At 42.5% G+C, this 17352-nt stretch carries 17 protein-coding genes and 3 pseudogenes; 17 read left to right on the forward strand and 3 right to left on the reverse strand.

The genetic code is table 11. From position 1 onward, the window contains the following. Positions 1-60: 60 nt before the first annotated feature. Positions 61-1523 (forward strand): annotated as a pseudogene (locus P7J58_RS00505) (IS1182 family transposase). Between the two features lie 116 nt (positions 1524-1639). Here the strand turns inward: P7J58_RS00505 and P7J58_RS00510 are convergent. Further along, complete coding sequence (locus tag P7J58_RS00510; RefSeq protein ID WP_398582668.1) at positions 1640-2122, reverse strand: NUDIX hydrolase; 483 nt, start codon at positions 2120-2122, stop codon at positions 1640-1642. A 167-nt stretch (positions 2123-2289) separates the two neighbouring features. Between P7J58_RS00510 and folE the strand changes: the two genes are divergently transcribed. The 7 genes from folE to P7J58_RS00545 are packed head-to-tail and all read left to right on the forward strand — an operon-like array spanning position 2290 to position 6015. Continuing rightward, entirely contained in the window at positions 2290-2853 is a 564-nt protein-coding gene (gene folE / locus P7J58_RS00515) for a GTP cyclohydrolase I FolE (protein ID WP_408555324.1), read from the forward strand. Between the two features lie 8 nt (positions 2854-2861). Next, positions 2862-3674: a dihydropteroate synthase gene (folP, locus tag P7J58_RS00520; RefSeq protein WP_408555323.1), complete on the forward strand. Its 813-nt coding sequence runs from the start codon at positions 2862-2864 to the stop codon at positions 3672-3674. Next, positions 3667-4029 (forward strand): dihydroneopterin aldolase, encoded by a 363-nt coding sequence (gene folB, locus P7J58_RS00525; RefSeq protein WP_408555322.1) that lies wholly within the window; start codon positions 3667-3669, stop codon positions 4027-4029. The genes folP and folB overlap by 8 nt, the downstream gene beginning before the upstream one ends. Continuing rightward, entirely contained in the window at positions 4026-4520 is a 495-nt protein-coding gene (gene folK / locus P7J58_RS00530; protein ID WP_408555321.1) for a 2-amino-4-hydroxy-6-hydroxymethyldihydropteridine diphosphokinase, read from the forward strand. The genes folB and folK overlap by 4 nt, the downstream gene beginning before the upstream one ends. Positions 4521-4541: 21 nt before the next feature. Continuing rightward, complete coding sequence (locus P7J58_RS00535) at positions 4542-5027, forward strand: hypothetical protein (RefSeq protein ID WP_408555320.1); 486 nt, start codon at positions 4542-4544, stop codon at positions 5025-5027. Continuing rightward, entirely contained in the window at positions 5024-5800 is a 777-nt protein-coding gene (locus tag P7J58_RS00540; protein WP_408555319.1) for a hypothetical protein, read from the forward strand. The genes P7J58_RS00535 and P7J58_RS00540 overlap by 4 nt, the downstream gene beginning before the upstream one ends. Beyond that, positions 5791-6015: a hypothetical protein gene (locus tag P7J58_RS00545; protein ID WP_408555318.1), complete on the forward strand. Its 225-nt coding sequence runs from the start codon at positions 5791-5793 to the stop codon at positions 6013-6015. The genes P7J58_RS00540 and P7J58_RS00545 overlap by 10 nt, the downstream gene beginning before the upstream one ends. An 11-nt stretch (positions 6016-6026) precedes the next feature. On the opposite strand, the gene P7J58_RS00550 is transcribed toward P7J58_RS00545, so the two are convergent. Continuing rightward, entirely contained in the window at positions 6027-7175 is a 1149-nt protein-coding gene (locus P7J58_RS00550) for a cobalamin-independent methionine synthase II family protein (protein ID WP_105153542.1), read from the reverse strand. A gap of 198 nt (positions 7176-7373) precedes the next feature. On the opposite strand from P7J58_RS00550, the gene P7J58_RS00555 reads away from it, so the two are divergent. Beyond that, the gene (locus tag P7J58_RS00555) at positions 7374-8540 is read left to right on the forward strand and encodes an MFS transporter (protein ID WP_408555317.1); all 1167 of its coding nucleotides are present in this window, start codon (positions 7374-7376) and stop codon (positions 8538-8540) included. Between the two features lie 98 nt (positions 8541-8638). On the opposite strand, the gene P7J58_RS00560 is transcribed toward P7J58_RS00555, so the two are convergent. Then, a complete protein-coding gene (locus P7J58_RS00560) occupies positions 8639-8809 on the reverse strand; it encodes a DUF3042 family protein (RefSeq protein WP_136670625.1) in 171 nt (56 codons plus the stop codon). A gap of 68 nt (positions 8810-8877) precedes the next feature. Between P7J58_RS00560 and miaA the strand changes: the two genes are divergently transcribed. From miaA to cls, 8 genes and pseudogenes are all read left to right on the forward strand, one after another. Beyond that, positions 8878-9762, forward strand: coding sequence for a tRNA (adenosine(37)-N6)-dimethylallyltransferase MiaA (gene miaA, locus P7J58_RS00565; RefSeq protein ID WP_408555316.1), 885 nt, complete (start codon positions 8878-8880; stop codon positions 9760-9762). Further along, positions 9755-10784 (forward strand): annotated as a pseudogene (gene hflX, locus P7J58_RS00570) (GTPase HflX); the annotation flags it as partial. The gene miaA and the pseudogene hflX, both read left to right, overlap by 8 nt. Positions 10785-10861: 77 nt before the next feature. After that, positions 10862-11005, forward strand: a pseudogene (locus P7J58_RS00575) (GTPase HflX); the annotation flags it as partial. Continuing rightward, positions 10989-11618 (forward strand): cystathionine beta-lyase, encoded by a 630-nt coding sequence (locus P7J58_RS00580; RefSeq protein WP_029997507.1) that lies wholly within the window; start codon positions 10989-10991, stop codon positions 11616-11618. The pseudogene P7J58_RS00575 and the gene P7J58_RS00580, both read left to right, overlap by 17 nt. Positions 11619-11628: 10 nt before the next feature. After that, positions 11629-12558, forward strand: a complete 930-nt coding sequence (rnz, locus tag P7J58_RS00585) for a ribonuclease Z (RefSeq protein ID WP_029997505.1) — start codon at positions 11629-11631, stop codon at positions 12556-12558. Further along, positions 12555-13310 (forward strand): SDR family NAD(P)-dependent oxidoreductase, encoded by a 756-nt coding sequence (locus P7J58_RS00590; protein ID WP_105100445.1) that lies wholly within the window; start codon positions 12555-12557, stop codon positions 13308-13310. Before rnz ends, P7J58_RS00590 begins: the two co-directional genes overlap by 4 nt. 143 nt (positions 13311-13453) lie before the next feature. Next, a complete protein-coding gene (locus P7J58_RS00595; protein WP_408555315.1) occupies positions 13454-15628 on the forward strand; it encodes a copper-translocating P-type ATPase in 2175 nt (724 codons plus the stop codon). Between the two features lie 171 nt (positions 15629-15799). Continuing rightward, positions 15800-17347 carry a cardiolipin synthase gene (gene cls, locus P7J58_RS00600; protein ID WP_408555314.1) on the forward strand — a complete coding sequence of 516 codons (1548 nt, stop codon included), beginning with the start codon at positions 15800-15802 and terminating at the stop codon, positions 17345-17347. Positions 17348-17352 lie beyond the last annotated feature (5 nt).

Here is a 17352-nt window from a genome sequence, read left to right on the forward strand (position 1 = left end):
CACTGAAAAAGTCATCAACTTGATGTCTTTTTTTGCTATACTAGAGTCGAGGTGATTCCTATGCTTGATAATCAAATTCAGTTAGATCTTAGTTCCTATTCTCCCCTGTATGATATTGTTGTTCCCAAAAATCATTTTTTACGGCAGCTAACGGAACTCTGTGATTTTAGTTTTATCTATGATGAGTTAGAGAAACATTATTGTGTCGACTTTGGTCGAAAGGCTTACTCACCCATCATGATGTTTAAATACCTTTTGTTGAAAGATATTTATCATTTATCTGATGTCGATGTTGTCGAGCGTTCGTTATCGGATATGGCCTTTAAGTATTTCCTTGGTCTAGCTCCAGAGGATTCTGTTATTGATGCCTCTTCTCTTACCAAATTCAGAAAATTACGTATTAAAGATGAACGCTTGTTGGATGTATTGATTCAAAAGTCGGTTCAAATCGCCCTTGAGCACAAGCTCATTAAACAAAAAATCCTCATTGTAGATGCGACACATACCAAATCCCATTATCGTCACAAGAAACCTCAAGAGGTCCTTAGGGAACGGTCGAAAGCACTTCGGAAAACGATTTACCAATATGCCGAAAGAATAAAGGATGAATTTCCTACAAAACCTCAGGAAGATAATCTTGAAAAAGAGTTGGAATACTCTCAACAACTGATTTCAATTATCGAGAAACACCAAGAATTAACCGATTTACCTGCAATTTCGCAGAAACTCAACTATCTGAAAGAGGCTGTCGAGGATGATATTGAACACATGGAAGCTTCTGTGAAAGAGGAAGCAAGAATCGGGCATAAATCAGCGGACACCTCATTTTATGGTTACAAAGAGCATATTGCCATGACAGATGAACGAATTATTACTGCTTGTGTCGTAACTTCTGGTGAGAAGAGTGATGGTAAGTATTTGAAAGACCTTTATGAGAAGACTCTGCGGAATGGAGTTCCTGTTGAAACAATTATCGGTGATGCGGCTTATTCGGGCAAAGAGAACATAAAACTGGCACGTAAAGAAAACGTTCATTTGGTTTCAAAACTAAATCCTTCTGTTTCCAAGGGCTGTCGTAAGGAAGGCGATTGCTTTGAATACAACAAGGATGCGGGGCTTTTTGTCTGCCCTCAAGGACATATGGCTGTTCGAAAAGCTCGGACGGGTAAGAAAAATCAAAATAGTAATCAGGTTATTACGCATTACTTTGATGTGGAAAAATGTAAGATTTGCCCTAGTAAAGAGGGATGTTATAAAGAAGGTGCACAGACTAAGACCTATTCCGTTACGATTAAGAGTCATGAGCATCTTTTTCAAAAACGATTCCAGGAAACACCTTACTTCAAAGAAATAGCAAGAAACCGTTACAAGATTGAAGCCAAAAATGCGGAATTGAAACAAAGACACGGTCTTGATGTCCCAGAGCATCAGGTGTTTTCAACATGGAATTACAAGCAGCCACCACCATATTTATAGTCAATATGAAGCGAATTATGACCTTAATAAACCAAAAGGAAGAGTAGAAAAATAAGAATTCTCCCAATCATTTAGGAGAATTCCTATTTTTTATAAGAGTCGGAGTAACTGGAGACTTTTTCAGTGGGCTCCTGGATTGCCAAGGCTTTTTCTGTTTATAGAATTACTCCTCATAAAAATCAACGCTGTAATCCAGCAGTTTGTCCCCATCATAGCGGAAGCAGGCAGAGAAGAATGGACGGTTTTCCAAGAGCCATTCTTGAAAATGCCGATCGCCTTCCCAGGTTGGTTTGGAGAGCACTTGGTCATAAGGAACCCATTCTAAATCTCCTTCGTTGCATTCTATTAGGTTTCCCTCAAAGCCAGTTATCTTAAAGACATAGGTGTACCAGTCAGTGTTTGGAGTAAAGTCTGGAAAGGTGATGACCCCTTTGAGGGCATGCTTGGTGACGGTCAGTCCTGTTTCTTCAAAGACCTCGCGAATGGCACAGGCTTGTGGAGTTTCACCAGGTTCCAACTTGCCACCGACCCCAATCCATTTTCCTTGGTGGACATCGTTTTCTTTTTTATTGCGATGGAGTAGGAGAAATTCTTTGCCATTATCAATGTAGCAAATCGTCGCTAGTTGGACAGGTTTTTTGGTCATAGTAGCTCCTTGAAAATCATTTCCTCCATTATATCACAAAGCTAGTCGATGGGTATGGGCTAGATTAAAATTGGTCGGGGACAGTTTCTGCATTCGGAAGTTGAAAGCCCTTTTCTGAAAGGGGATTTTACGGTATAATAAGAGCATCAAACTATTTAGGATGTATTATGTCAAAACAAGAACAAATCGAACAAACCATTTACCAATTATTGGAATTATTAGGAGAAGACCCAAACCGTGAGGGCTTGCTGGATACGCCAAAACGTGTAGCTAAAATGTATATAGAGATGTTTAACGGCCTACAAGAGGACCCTAAGGACCAGTTTACAGCTGTCTTTTCAGAGGGACATGAAGAGGTTGTTTTGGTAAAGGATATTCCTTTTCATTCTATGTGTGAACACCATTTGGTACCCTTCTACGGAATTGCACATGTTGCCTATATTCCGAGTAAAGGGCGGGTGACAGGTCTTAGTAAATTGGCGCGTGCAGTGGAGGTGGCAAGCCGTCGCCCTCAATTACAGGAACGCTTAACTCATCAAGTGGCTCATGCACTTCAAGATGCCCTTGAACCAGAAGGTGTCTTTGTCATGGTAGAAGCAGAGCATATGTGCATGAGTATGCGTGGCATTCGCAAGCCGGGTAGTAAAACAGTGACCACAGTTGCCCTTGGCAAATACAAGGAAGATGCAATTTTGCGTCGAGAACTCTTATCCATGATCCACAATAAGTAGGAGGTTCTATGTCCATTCAAGATTTAGCAAATCAAGTGACTATCATGGGAATTCTCAATGTGACCCCAGATTCCTTTTCTGACGGCGGTAACTATAATGAAGTAGAAGCAGCCTTAGTTCAGGTTGGAAAATTATTAGCAGACGGCGCGACTGTCATCGATGTTGGTGGGGAGTCCACTCGTCCAGGTGCAAGCTTTGTGTCTGAAGAAGACGAGATTGCTCGCGTGGTTCCGATTATCCGCGCTATCAAAGAAAAATATGACTGTCTTGTCAGCATCGATACCTATAAAACAGGTACAGCACGAGCAGCGCTTGAAGCAGGCGCAGATATATTAAATGATGTCTGGGCGGGTCTTTATGATGGAGATATGTTAGCACTAGCTGCGGAGTACAAGGTACCAATTATTCTCATGCACAACCAGAAAGACGAAAGCTATGCGGATGTTGTTGGAGAGGTCAAAAACTTTCTGACCGAGCGTGCCCAAGCAGCACTTGATGCTGGTATAGCCGCAGACAATATTTGGTTGGATCCAGGCTTTGGCTTTTCGAAGAATGTCCAACATAATCTAGATCTCTTACAAGGTTTAGATCACATTACTGGTCTTGGCTATCCTGTTCTATTTGGAATATCTCGTAAGCGCGTGGTGGATTTTCTGCTTGGGGGAAATAGCTTACCGACTGACCGCGATCAAGCAACGGCAGCCTTGTCTGCCTGGGCAGTCCAAAAAGGCTGTAAAATGGTCCGTGTCCACAATGTCGCTGCCAACCGTGACATTGTTAAGGTCTGGGATCAGTTGACTCAGGGAGGAAAACATGGATAAGATTTCTCTTAATAAATGCCGCTTTTACGGCTACCATGGTGCTTTCAAAGAAGAGCAGGTCCTCGGTCAAATTTTCACAGTTGATTGTGATTTGTATGTTGACCTGACAGCAGCTTCACAAACTGACAATTTAGAAGATACGGTTCATTACGGTATGGTCTTTGAAACCATTAAAGCAGTTGTGGAAGGCAAGCCCTACATCCTTATAGAAAAGGTAGCGGGTGTTATTTGCCAAGAGATTTTTGAGCAATTTCCAAAGGCGGAGAAGGTTCGCTTGGCCATTTACAAGGAAAATCCGCCTATTGCTGGACACTATGATTCTGTCGGGATTGAATTGGAGCGTGAACGACCATGAAGCATCTAGCCTATCTCAGCATTGGCAGAAATATGGGGAATCGTCAAGCTTATTTAAAGGCGGCTTTAGAAGCCTTAGACCGTCATCCTGACTGTCGACTTGGTTTGGTTTCTCCCGTCTATGAAACACCAGCTTGGGGCAAGACAGATCAGGCTGATTTCCTCAATCTGGCCTGTCAGGTTGAAACAGATTTATCTGCCCAAGACTTTTTAGGCCTTTGCCAGCAGATTGAACTGGCTCTGGATCGGAACAGGATTGAAAAGTGGGGCCAACGTACCATCGATTTAGATATTATTTTTTGGGATGAGGAAGTGATTGAGGAAGAAAACCTCATTGTTCCCCATCCCTATGCCCATGAAAGGGCATTTGTTCTTTTACCACTGGCTGATATTGCAGCAGATTATCGACATCCAAGTTTGGGTCAAAGTGTAGAAGAGCTAGTAAGTAATTTAGGAGATACGTCAGACATTAAAAAAATCTCCCTTGACTAAAAAGGGAAAATAAGGAGAACTATGGATATTTTAGCAATTTTAGGAGTTTTATTGGCTATTGTAGCCATTATTTATTGGACATCAAAAAATTTACATGTTATCATTGCGGCACCACTAGCTAGTTTAATCATCATTCTGACCAATCAGATGAATGTTTTGGAAGTTATGTTGGGTAAAGAGCAGTCTTATATGGCGGGCTTAGCAGGTTTTTTGATTAATAATTTTGCCATCTTTATGCTGGGGTCTATCTTGGCACGTTATATGGAGGCAAGTGGAGCTACGCAGACGATTGCCAATAGCATTTTGAAAGTAATGGGAAAAGATAGTCCCTATAAGGGCTTGTTAGCGATCACTTTGATTGCTTCCATTCTGACCTATGGTGGTGTCAGTATTTTTGTAGTTATTTTTGCCTTGCTTCCCCTTTCACGCCCCCTCTTTAAAGAGTTGAATATCAACTGGGCACTTTTCCCATTCCTGTCTTTGGGGGAGCAGGTACCTATACGATGACAACTCTTCCTGGGGCACCTTCCATCCAGAATGTCATTCCGACAAAAGTTTTGGGAACTAGCTTGACCGCGGCACCCATTATCAGTTTGGCAGCCAGCTTGACACTATTAGTATTTGGCTTGCTCTACATGGCCTACTGCCTCAAGAAAAGTCTAGCAAATGGAGAGACGTATACGGAAGAAGAGGATGAAACTGCAGTAGTGGTTTCTGATAAGACTCCAAATCTATTTTTATCTGTTTTACCGCTCGTTAGTTTGATTGGAACAATCTTCATTATGAACAAGGTGCCGAATGTCCTAGCAATCGGTTTGTTGTTCTCTATTCTTCTATCAGCCTTGATTTTTTATCCATATCTGCCAAATCAAAAAGAAATTTTGAATGCTGCGGCAACGGCATCTATCGTGCCTGCTTTTGCAACTTCTAGTACAGTAGCATTTGGGACGGTGTTAACCTTGTCAGCAGGTTTTGCAGTCATTCAAGAATGGATTCAACAAATACCAGGATCGCCGCTGATTAGTTTATCTGTTTCGACAGCATTGGTTAGTGGTATTATCGGTTCCTCTTCTGGTGCGGTAGGTATTGCTTCAAGTAATTTCCTTCCTGCCTATTTAGAAATGGGGATTAATCCAGAGTTGCTGCATCGTGTAGTAGTTGTTGCATCAGCTATCTTGACAGTTGTGCCTCAGTCTGGCGTGATGATTACCTTCCACAATCTTTCGAAATTAATACTCAATGAAAATCAAAAACAGACTAGGCGACGCAGATGCAGATAGAACTGAAGTTCATCAAATCAAGTCAACAACGTCTGATTTTGATTTTCGAAGAGTATAAGTATGAAACGTGGACTCAAGTATTCATTTATCCTAGTGACAGTTGGGTATTTGTTAGCCTTACTTGTGATTTTACTGTTGGCGCCTTTGCTATATTAGGATTGATTAATAAACAAATAAAAGCCCTGCCAAATGGCGGGGCTTTTATGCACGAATAACAAGAAGTGGCTTAAGACCAAAACTTCTCTGCAATTTCTTGACCTTGTTTAATCTTTGCCCACTGTTGCGGGATGGCCAATTCATTACCTGAATCACATGAAGCGAATCCACATTGATGTGACAAGTAGAGACGCTCTTTTGGAATAATCTTGCTTGCTTCCTCGAGTAATTTGTAAACACGTTCTTCATCATCCAAATCAGAAGTTTTACTTGAAAGTAGACCAAGAACGACTTCGACATTCTTGTCACGCAAGCTTTCCAAAGCTTTTAAATCACCTGCACGTTCATCATCCCACTCAAGGAAGAATCGATCGTATTTTTGGTCACGCAGGAATTTTTCAGCAATAGCTTCGTAAGTTCCGCCAGCTGCAGAGCGACTTTCATAGTTACCACGGCAGTTGTGCGTCCAGACGGTCAAGCCAATTTCATGCCCGTAATCAATAACAGCATTATTGATAGCAACAAACTCGTCAGCCAAAGCAGCCAATGCTTCAGAATCGTCTTGTGGTAAGAAAGGTACAGGGTTAGCAGGGTCGAATAATTCCCAAAGGCAGTCATCAAATTGAACGATTTGTCCACCAGCTTCCTTGTACTGGTCTAAAAATTCCTTATAGGCAGCGATGAGCCCGGCTTTTAATTCATCATGAGTCTTGTAGACCTGATTTGGTCCAACTTGTCCATTGAAAATTGTCAATTCATTAAAGGCATGGGCTGGACCGAAAATAGTCTGTTTGGTTACAGTTTCTCCTGCTAATTCTTTCACTTGTTTGAAAATATCAATGAAATGGTGATTTTTTGCAGAAAGTGGAGCAGTAATACGCAATCCAATATCCTTACGTGTTTCAAAAATCTGTCCATCATGGTCTTTAAATGGATAGCCATGCTCAGCAATGTAACGCTCGATACCGTCGAAGCCCCAGAGAAAATCTAGGTGCCACATTGAACGACCAAATTCTCCATCTGTCACAATATCCAAACCGTTTTCTTTTTGTTCTGCAACAATTTTTTGGATGAGTGAAGCTTCAGTTTCTTTGTAACCATCGAAGTCATCATAGAATGGGTATTTGATGTCTTCACGAGCTTCGATTTGTCGTTTAAATTCTCCTAAGTTTGCTGGTCGAAGAAGTGAACCGACTAATTGGAATCTTGAAGTTGTCATATGTGTGTCTCTCTTTCGTTTTAGTGATGAACCTATTCTAACTCATAAGCTATCATTTGAAAAATAGTTATTTTCATGGTAAATCCATAGTTAAAAACTATAACTAGAAAAAATAGACGGAAATAACTTTCTATCATTTGTCAACTATGGTATAATCGAAAGTGCTGAAATCCGAACATTAGGAGACTTAGGAGAAAAATGAAAAAACAATCACCCTTTATAATTGCAGGAATCGTCATGCTAGGGGTCGTGATGCGTGCCCCCTTTACAGCTTTGCCTGCTATTTTGACAGATGTGGCAGCAGGACTGGGAGTAGAAGTGAGTTCATTAGGAATTTTAACCTCTATTCCGCTCATCATGTTTGCTCTCTGTTCATCCTTAGCACCGCGTCTTGCGGCTAAGTTTGGCATGGAAAAACTAATGGCCCTAGTCTTACTGGTTATGGTGCTGGGTTCAGGAATGCGAGTTCTCAACTTACCAGCCCTTTACATTGGTACAATGCTTGTTGGTGCTACAATAGCATTTATTAATGTTTTGCTACCAAGTTTGGTTGCGGCTAATTTTCCAAAGAAGATTGGTCTGTATACGACGATTTATATCACTCTCATGGGGGTTGCGGCAACAGTTGCATCCATGATTGCTGTTCCAATTGTATCCTCTAGTTCTTGGGAATTTTTTATTCTGTTAATTACAGGATTGGTGTTTATGGCTTTCCTAATCTGGTTGCCTAATGTAAAAAATAACCATCGATTTGCAAGTGAGAACCAAGGAAAACAGAAATCATCTATCTGGAAAAATAAAGCAGCGATTGCCTTTTTGATATTTGGTGGGCTACAATCAGTCCTCTACTATACAGAGATTACCTGGTTGCCAACCATTTCTCAATCAGTTGGCTTTAGTAAGGCAGAAGCAGGTCTAATGGCTGGTTTCTTTAATATGACAGCTATTCCCATGTCTATGATTATCCCGGCTGTTCTTTCCCGTCAGACAAAAGAAATGCGTCGGAACATTATGCTAGGAACATCATCCGCAACTCTTCTAGGTCTTGCTTTGATGATATTCTTACCAAGTAATTTTATACTTTGGAGTATCCTCCATATTATTCTTAGCTTTTCAAACGCTGCCCTTTTCCCCTATATGATGTTGGGCTTTACCTTGAAAACTAGCAACAGCCAAGCAACTGCTCAGTTATCAGGCATGGTGCAGACCGGTGGCTATCTCATTGCTGCATTTGGACCAGGTCTTCTTGGTTATAGCTATCCAATCTTCGGAAACTGGATGCCATTGATTCTTGCTCTAGCTATCGTCACACTTGCCATGATGTGGACTATTGTTCTCATTGAAAGAGAAGATATTATTTTATAAAGTATAATCCCTTAAGAAGGCTGACATTTTTCTGTGAAAATGGCAGAGCTTCTAAGGGCTTTTTTGTCAAACAAAAAAGCTGGACTCCTGCCAGCTTTTTAATGTGCTACACGTTTACGAGCAGCTTTTTTGCGATTTTCTTCAATGAAGGCTTCTTTCTTTTCTTCTGGTTCAATGATTGTTTTGTGAATGGTGAAGACTGCACCTGCTGCAAGAGCAACTGTAGAAAGAACACCTGTTAAGAAACCTTTACCAAAACCTTTAGCCATAGTTATTTCTCCTTTACTTGTGTTATAATAGATTTTAGCGAAAAAACAAAATATTTTCAAGGAAAAAGATGAAAACTAAAGTTATTGTGGTCATTGGACCGACAGCGGTAGGAAAAACTGCCCTTGGCATAGACTTGGCCCAGTGCTACAAGGGAGAAATTATCAGCGGTGATAGCCAGCAAGTCTATCGCAAACTGGATATTGGTACGGCAAAAGCTAGTCCTGAAGAGCAGGCTGCTGCGGTTCATCACTTGATTGATGTCCGAGATGTGACCGAGGGCTATTCGGCTTATGAATTTGTAGCAGAAGCCAAGGCCTTAATTGCAGACATTACTAGTCGTGGCAAGTTGCCCCTTATCGTTGGAGGTACGGGGCTTTACATTCAGAGCCTGCTTGAAGGCTACCATCTGGGCGGGCTGGTTGACCAGGAGCAAGTTCTTGCTTATCGGGCGGAACTCGACTGCTTGTCTGACGAGGATTTGGAAACAATGGCAGAGCAGACAGGTTTGATGGTCGAGGGAAACAGTCGACGGAGAATCATTCGTGGGTTGGAGTTGAAAAAATTTGGCAAAAATTTGGAAAATACAGAGTCAGAATATGTGCCTCTTTACATCTGCCTGACGGATGACAGACAGGTTCTTTACGACCGCATCAATCAGCGAGTGGATAAGATGATGGCGGCGGGCTTATTAGATGAAGTTAGTTGGCTCTACCAAGAACACCCTCAAGCCCAAGCCGCTATGGGAATTGGCTACAAGGAATTTTTCCCTTATTTTGCAGGTGATCTTTCGCTAGAAGAAGCAGTTGATAAGGTCAAGCAAAATAGCCGCCGCTTTGCTAAACGCCAATTAACCTGGTTCAGAAATCGGATGCAGGTTCCCTTTTATTCAGTAGGCGAGCCAGACTACAAGTCGCAGATTTTCACCGCAGTGGAGGAATTTTTAAATGATTGAAACCCAGAAAGAACAAGAACGCGCCCTCCTGGTTGGAGTGGAACTACAGCAGACAGATAATTTTGACATGTCCATGGAGGAGTTGGCAAGTCTTGCTAAGACGGCTGGCGCTCAGGTCAAGGGAGTCTACACTCAAAAACGTGAAAAATACGACAGCAAGACCTTTGTAGGCTCAGGGAAACTAGAAGAAATTGCCCAGATGGTCGAAGCTGATGAGATTGATACCGTCATTGTCAATAACCGACTGACACCCCGTCAGAATGTCAATTTGGAGGAAATTCTGGGGGTTAAGGTCATCGATCGTATGCAGTTGATTTTGGATATTTTTGCCATGCGGGCACGAAGCCACGAAGGAAAACTACAAGTTCATCTGGCCCAGCTCAAGTACATGTTGCCACGCTTGGTTGGTCAGGGCATCATGCTCAGCCGTCAGGCAGGTGGTATCGGCTCTCGTGGACCAGGTGAAAGCCAGTTGGAGCTCAACCGTCGAAGCATTCGCAACCAGATTCATGACATCGAACGTCAACTCAAAACAGTGGAAAAAAACCGAGCGACTGTTCGTGAACGCCGCCTGCAATCAGGTGTCTTCAAGATTGGCCTGATTGGCTATACCAACGCTGGCAAGTCAACGATTATGAATGCCATGACCGACAAGCGGCAGTATGAGGCTGATGAACTTTTTGCCACACTGGATGCCACAACCAAGCAGATTAACTTGGCTGACAAGTTCAACGTGACCTTGACCGACACGGTCGGTTTCATTCAGGACCTGCCGACCGAGTTGATTTCCGCCTTCAAATCCACCTTGGAGGAGTCCATGAATGTGGACCTCTTGCTCCATGTCATCGACGCCTCTGACCCCAATCACAGTGAGCAGGAGCAGGTGGTCTTGGACATTCTAAAGGACCTGGATATGCTGGACATTCCTCGCCTGGCCCTTTACAACAAGTTGGACAAGACCGATGACAGCTTTACCCCCAGTCAGTTTCCTCATGTCATGCTGTCCGCTAAGGATGAAAATGCCAAAGGCCATATACAGATGATGGTCTTGGCCAAGATAAAGACCATGTTTGAACGATTTGAGGTCAGGGTGCCACTGGCTGAGTCATACAAATTGCATGATTTAGCGACTCTTGCCCTGATTGAAAATCGGACCTACGAAGAGGATGTGGAAGTGGTATCAGGCTATATCGCTTCCAGCAATAAATGGAAGTTGGAAGAATTTTATGACGGATTATCTTGATTTAGCAATCAAATACGGTGGCTTTACCAGTCTGGACAAGGTCTATCTGGCTAAGAAATTAGCCGATTTGACTGACCAACAAAAACTAGATTTTATCACGCCACCGCCCTCGGTTATCAATGCCTATTTTGCGGAAATCTACCAGAAACAAGGAGCAGAGCAGGCGACGGATTACTATCTGACTCTTTCTCAGCAGCTCTGCCTTTTTCCAAAAGAACCCAGCTTTGATGAAAACAAGCCCTTTGTCCGCCTCAACTTGTCAGGCAAGTCTTTCGGTTTTGCCTATGTGTCGGCTGACGGTCTGGCTCAAGTCTTTTCAGAGCAAGAGGAGGAAGTGATGGAAAGTTTGCTCTTTGAAATCGCCCAAGTCTTTCCCCACTATGTCGTCTTTGTGGAGGAGGGCAAGATTTTCATGAAAGTCAATCCCTTTGAGGACGCCGAGTTAGAGGAAGTTGAAACAGACTACCTTTTGACCCAAGTGGCGACAGCGAAAGGTTTGGTCAAGATTTCAGGCTTTAATCAGGAAGAAGTGCTGGAAGTGGCGGACGGCTATGCTGGTCAGCATTACTATGTCTGGTCGGGTCGCTCTGCAATTTTATATATAAAACATTAGAAAGTAAACAATGCAAATTCAATTTTTAGGTACGGGGGCTGGTCAGCCCTCCAAGGCTCGAAATGTATCCAGTTTGGCCTTGAAACTCTTGGATGAAATCAATCAGGTTTGGCTATTTGACTGTGGCGAAGGAACTCAAAAACAGATTTTGGAAACGACTATTCGTCCACGTAAGGTCGCAAAAATATTCATCACTCACCTGCACGGAGATCATATTTTTGGCTTGCCTGGTTTTTTGTCTAGCCGTTCTTTCCAGTCTAGCGAGGAGCAGACGGATATTGATATTTACGGTCCTGTTGGCATCCGTTCCTTTGTTTTGTCCAGTCTGAAAGTATCGGGGACTCGACTGCCTTATCGCATTCATTTTCATGAGTTTGATGTTGATACGGTAGGTCAGGTCCTAGAAACGGACAAATTCACGGTATTCGCTGAAAAACTGGACCATACCATTCCTTGTGTCGGCTACCGTGTCATGCAAAAAGATTTGGAAGGGACATTGGACGCAGAGGCTCTGCGCGCGGCAGGTGTACCATTTGGTCCCCTCTTTGGTAAAATCAAAAACGGTCAAAACGTGACGCTTGAAGATGGGACTGAAATTATCGCGAGTGACTATATTTCTCCTCCTCGGCCTGGTAAGGTAGTGACCATTCTTGGTGATACGCGCAAGTGTTATGCTAGTGTCCGTCTGGCTGTCAATGCTGATGTGCTGGTGCATGAGGCGACTTACGGAAAAGGCGATGAGAAGATTGCTCGCAAGCATGGGCATTCGACCAATATGGAAGCCGCTCAGGTTGCCAAGGATGCTGGTGTCAAGCAGCTCTTACTCAATCATATCAGTCCACGCTTTTTGTCCAAAGATATTAGTCAGCTACGGAAAGATGCAAGTACTATTTTCGAGCAGGTTCATATTGTCAAGGATTTAGAGGAAATCGAAGTATGAGAACCATTCTAATCACAGGTGCTTCTGGTGGCTTGGTACAGGAAATGGTGCCCTTGCTGAAGGATGATTTTTTGATTTTACTAGGTCGTGATGTGGCAAAAATTGAGCAGCTCTATGCTTATCATGAAAAAAAGGCAGTCTTTGATGTAGACATCCGAGATGAAATAGCTCTGACGGCATTTTTTGACGAACTGGATAGTCAGTTTGGTCAGATTGATATTTTAGTCAATAATGCTGGCTATGCCATTTATGATGATTTTGAGAATTTCTCCAGCCAGCAGGTGCAGGCCATGTTTGACATCAATACCTTTGCCCTGATGACCTTATGTCGTTTAGTAGGTAAACGAATGAAGGCAAGACGGAGCGGGCAGATTATCAATATCATTTCCATGTCAGGCTTGATTGCTTCAAGCAAGTCCTCAGTTTATTCGGCGACCAAGTTTGCAGCTATGGGTTTTTCCAATACCATTCGCTTGGAATTAGCCCAGTATGGTGTGACAGTTACTACGGTCAATCCAGGTCCAATCGCAACCAGCTTTTTCGATCAGGCTGACCCGGATGGAAGCTATCAAGAGAGCGTCAAGGCTTTCTTGCTGCAACCAGACTATGTTGCCAAGAAAATTGTTTCAGCTATGGGGACGAAGAAACGAGACATCAATCTGCCTTGGTCACTAGCAGCTGCTCATAAGCTATATACTCTTTTTCCGAGACTGGCTGATTATCTGGCCAGTACGGTCTTTAATTTGAAATAAAGAAAAGTGAACACATAATATGACCTAGATGGATTAATGCCATTCTAGGTTTTTTTGATCTAATCGGTTGACATTTTTTGACTACAAGTGTAAACTATAATTGTAAATCGATTATAAATGTAGACAGAAATAGGAGTTATCTTATGAACCATTCAAAAGAAAATAAGCAGGAACACCAACATATGATGCATTCTGAGGAAGTTGGTCAGACCAGCCATCATTCTCATCAGCAGGAGCATCCTCATGAAGAGGGGGTTCACGCCAATCATCATTCTGACCATCACGTCCATCACGACCATCATCATGTAGGGGGCTCTGACGTCAGTCATCATTCTCATCATACTCATGATGCTCATCAGCATCACCAAGGGCATGACCATGACATGATGGAGCATGGTGGGCACATGATGCACATGGGGGATATGAATACAAAACTCAAAGTCGCAGTGGCAGTCATGATTCCCCTACTTGCCATTTCTCCAATTGCAGGTTTCACTCTTTTACGTTTTCCGGGTGTTGAACTTGTCCAGCTGATATTAGGTTCTATTATCTTCTTCTACTCAGGAACACCTTTCTTTAACGGAGCTAGAGGGGAGTTGCAAGCTAAAAAACCTGCAATGATGACCCTGATTTCCATGGGGATTATTGTTTCCTATCTTTACTCCGTTTATGCAACAATTTTAGCGCTATTGGGACAAGAAAGCATGAACTTTTGGTTTGAGTTGTCTACGCTGATTGTCATTATGCTGATTGGGCATATCATTGAGATGAAGGCGGTTATGGGAGCAGGCGATGCCCTGAAAGACTTGGCCTCTCTCATTCCGAAAAAAGCCCATCTCAAGGATGGGACAGATGTTGCGGTAGAGGACTTGCAGATTGGGGATTTCCTCTTAGTCAAGGAAAATGAAAAAATTCCGGCTGACGGTAAGATTTTGAGTGTTGCTCATATTGATGAATCCATGATTACTGGGGAATCTCGAGCTGTCAAAAAAGAGGCGGGGGATAGGGTATTCGGTGGTTCGCTCAATCAAAACATGCCCTTTGAAATGGAAGTGACCAGTCTTGGTAAGGATAGCTTTTTGGCGCAGGTGACCGAAATGGTCCGCCAAGCGCAAAACCAGAAATCCAAGCTTGAAAATATGGCTGACCGCGTAGCCTCTTGGCTCTTCTATGCAGCTTTAATTGTGGGGATTTTGGCCTTTATTTATTGGACCATGACGGCTAATCTTGCCTTTGCCTTGATGATGGCAGTTTCTGTTTTTGTCATTGCCTGTCCGCATGCCCTTGGTCTAGCCATTCCCCTTGTTGTGGCGCGATTGACCACGATTTCTTCAAAAAATGGTCTTTTGGTTCAGAACCGAACAGCTCTTGAACAGGTTAACCAGATTCGGTTTGCCTTGATGGATAAGACCGGAACCTTGACCGACGGAAAATTTCAAGTTCGCCACAGCCAAGATTTGGTTGAGGGAGCGGATGCGCTGGCCAAAATGGCAGCATTAGAAGTTCTTTCAACCCACCCAATTGCCCTTTCGATTGTGGAGGCGGCAGGTCCACTTTTCTATCAAGCAGAACGGGTTGAGAATATCCCTGGTAGTGGGATTCGAGGCGTCTTGGATGGAAGGATTTATGAAATTATGTCCTACAAAGGTCTGCAGGAAATAGGTTTGTCAGTGGATCAGGACGTGATTGTACCTTATCTTGATTTGGGCCTTACTTTGAGTTTTTTGGTGGCTGATCGTGTAGTCTTGGGATTTGTAGCCTTGGGAGACCAGATAAAAGAAGATGCTAAAGATTTTGTAGCAGGCTTAAAAGCGCAAGGTATTAGTCCTGTGATGTTAACGGGTGACAATCCAGCTACCGCACAAAAAGTGGCCAGTCAGTTGGGCATAGAGGATTACCGAGCTGAACTTAAACCAGAGGATAAGGCAAAACTGGTCAAGGACTATCAGGCGCGTGGGGCAGTTCTTTTCATCGGCGATGGGGTCAATGATTCGCCTGCTCTAGCGACGGCAGATTTAGGCTTTGCCATTGGCGCAGGAACTTCTGTTGCCATTCACTCTGCAGATGTAGTCTTGGTTCAATCCAATCCATCAGCGGTCTTGGATATGTTGAGCATTGCCAAGACAACCATCCGCAAAATGAAGCAAAATCTCTGGTTTGGGGCAGGTTACAACATCATTGCCATTCCCTTAGCTGCTGGAATCCTCTATCCAAGCATGGGCATTATGGTGGATCCTTTATTGGCGGCTGTGCTTATGAGTCTATCGACGGTTATTGTCGCTATCAATGCTATGGGCTTACGTTACGGTAAACCGTAGAAATTTTGACAGATAATATATATAAGTAAAACACCGGTCTATGTCGGTGTTTTATGATGTAGGAGATAGGGGTGCTGTTTTCAAGTAAGAACTGCGAGAAATCTACTGCGATAATTAGTAGGATATTTGACTATAATCTGGTATAATGGGAAAAAAATAAGGGAGAGATGTATGGAAAAACTTTGGAAAATTATATACAGTCGGACATTTATTGTCATTAGTTTGATTATTCTAACCATTTTCCTTATTCTTTGGTTGGTAGGTTCGGCAGCTACCTATATGCCTGCTTTATTGATTGTTTTGCAAATTTTTTCGATTTTTGTAGCTATTTCAATCATCAATAGACCGATGAATACCAGTTTTAAGTTAACCTGGATTGTTTTTGTCATTGGTATTCCGATTTTTGGTGCTCTATTCTATTTTATTTTGCAGTCCAACATTGAAACCAAACGTTATCGTAAAAATTTTCATAAGCAAGCACAAAGACTTCGGGAGTATAGTAAGACGTCTGAAAAGGTCATGAAGGCATTGGAGCAGGAAGATAAGGAGCAACTGAAATTAGCTCACTTCATGAGTGAGTACGTTGGCTACCCAATTCATACCAATACGGATGCCGTCTATTTTTCAACAGGTCAGGAAAAATTTGAAGCTCTACTAGAAGAATTGAAAAAGGCAGAGCAGTATATTTTTATGGAGTACTTTATTGTCGATATGGGATATATGTGGGATTCTATCCTTGACATTTTGAAGGAAAAGGCAGCGCAAGGGGTGGAAGTTCGTTTTATGTATGATGGGATGAATTCACTGACCAATCTTCCCTATAATTACTATAAAACCTTGAGAAAATATGGGATAAAAGCCAAAGTATTTTCTCAAATTATCCCAGCCTTATCTACGGTGCAAAATAACCGTGACCATAGAAAAATTGCGATTATTGATGGAAAGGTTGCCTTTACTGGTGGCATTAATATCGCAGATGAATACATCAACAAGAAAGTGCGTTTTGGTTACTGGAAAGACGCAGCGATTATGATTAGGGGAGAAGCTGTTGCAAACTTTACGTTGATGTTCCTTCAAATGTGGAATTACAATGAAAAGACAGAGACAAATGACCTAAAATACCTCAAAACGCATAAAGATTTAGAGACGGAAACCGTTGATGCCGAAGGTTTCTTCCTTCCGTATGGCGAGAATCCATTTGATGGAGATGAGGTAGCCAAACGAGTCTGCCTAGACATGATTCAGTCGGCAACGGATTATATTTATATCATGACACCCTACTTAGTGTTGGATGATGAAATGATTGATAATTTGACTTATGCTGCGAAGCGTGGAGTCGAGGTTCGTATTCTGCTCCCGCATATCTACGATAAAAAATCAGCCTATTTGGCTGCTCGTACTGATTTTCCGACTTACTTGGAAGCAGGAATTGAAATCTTTGAATTCCAGCCTGGGTTTGTCCATTCCAAAGTTGTTTTGGTCGATGATAAGAAAGCTACTGTTGGTACGGTGAATATGGATTTTCGCTCTTTTTATCTTAATTTTGAGTGCGGTCTCTATATTTACAATCACTCGGCAGTTTTGGCAGCTATTAAGGATGACTTTACTCATTCCTTCAAAAAATCACAGCAAATTAACCTTCTAACCTTCCATAAAACGTACTCTTGGTATAAGCGTTTGGGAGGAGCCCTACTGCGAATTATTTCACCTTTATTATAAATTGC

This window comes from Streptococcus suis (genome assembly GCF_046032535.1).
Classification (GTDB): domain Bacteria; phylum Bacillota; class Bacilli; order Lactobacillales; family Streptococcaceae; genus Streptococcus; species Streptococcus suis_AK.

Excerpts from the sequence above, each read along its gene's own strand:
- P7J58_RS00580 (WP_029997507.1), top strand. The coding sequence starts at position 10,989 with ATGACGGATTATCTTGATTTAGCAATCAAATACGGTGGCTTTACCAGT.
- P7J58_RS00555 (WP_408555317.1), top strand. The coding sequence starts at position 7,374 with ATGAAAAAACAATCACCCTTTATAATTGCAGGAATCGTCATGCTAGGG.
- P7J58_RS00550 (WP_105153542.1), bottom strand. The coding sequence starts at position 7,175 with ATGACAACTTCAAGATTCCAATTAGTCGGTTCACTTCTTCGACCAGCA.
- folK (WP_408555321.1), top strand. The coding sequence starts at position 4,026 with ATGAAGCATCTAGCCTATCTCAGCATTGGCAGAAATATGGGGAATCGT.
- folB (WP_408555322.1), top strand. The coding sequence starts at position 3,667 with ATGGATAAGATTTCTCTTAATAAATGCCGCTTTTACGGCTACCATGGT.
- folP (WP_408555323.1), top strand. The coding sequence starts at position 2,862 with ATGTCCATTCAAGATTTAGCAAATCAAGTGACTATCATGGGAATTCTC.
- P7J58_RS00510 (WP_398582668.1), bottom strand. The coding sequence starts at position 2,122 with ATGACCAAAAAACCTGTCCAACTAGCGACGATTTGCTACATTGATAAT.
- P7J58_RS00590 (WP_105100445.1), top strand. The coding sequence starts at position 12,555 with ATGAGAACCATTCTAATCACAGGTGCTTCTGGTGGCTTGGTACAGGAA.
- P7J58_RS00545 (WP_408555318.1), top strand. The coding sequence starts at position 5,791 with ATGCAGATAGAACTGAAGTTCATCAAATCAAGTCAACAACGTCTGATT.
- P7J58_RS00540 (WP_408555319.1), top strand. The coding sequence starts at position 5,024 with ATGACAACTCTTCCTGGGGCACCTTCCATCCAGAATGTCATTCCGACA.
- cls (WP_408555314.1), top strand. The coding sequence starts at position 15,800 with ATGGAAAAACTTTGGAAAATTATATACAGTCGGACATTTATTGTCATT.
- P7J58_RS00535 (WP_408555320.1), top strand. The coding sequence starts at position 4,542 with ATGGATATTTTAGCAATTTTAGGAGTTTTATTGGCTATTGTAGCCATT.
- miaA (WP_408555316.1), top strand. The coding sequence starts at position 8,878 with ATGAAAACTAAAGTTATTGTGGTCATTGGACCGACAGCGGTAGGAAAA.
- P7J58_RS00595 (WP_408555315.1), top strand. The coding sequence starts at position 13,454 with ATGAACCATTCAAAAGAAAATAAGCAGGAACACCAACATATGATGCAT.
- P7J58_RS00560 (WP_136670625.1), bottom strand. The coding sequence starts at position 8,809 with ATGGCTAAAGGTTTTGGTAAAGGTTTCTTAACAGGTGTTCTTTCTACA.
- rnz (WP_029997505.1), top strand. The coding sequence starts at position 11,629 with ATGCAAATTCAATTTTTAGGTACGGGGGCTGGTCAGCCCTCCAAGGCT.
- folE (WP_408555324.1), top strand. The coding sequence starts at position 2,290 with ATGTCAAAACAAGAACAAATCGAACAAACCATTTACCAATTATTGGAA.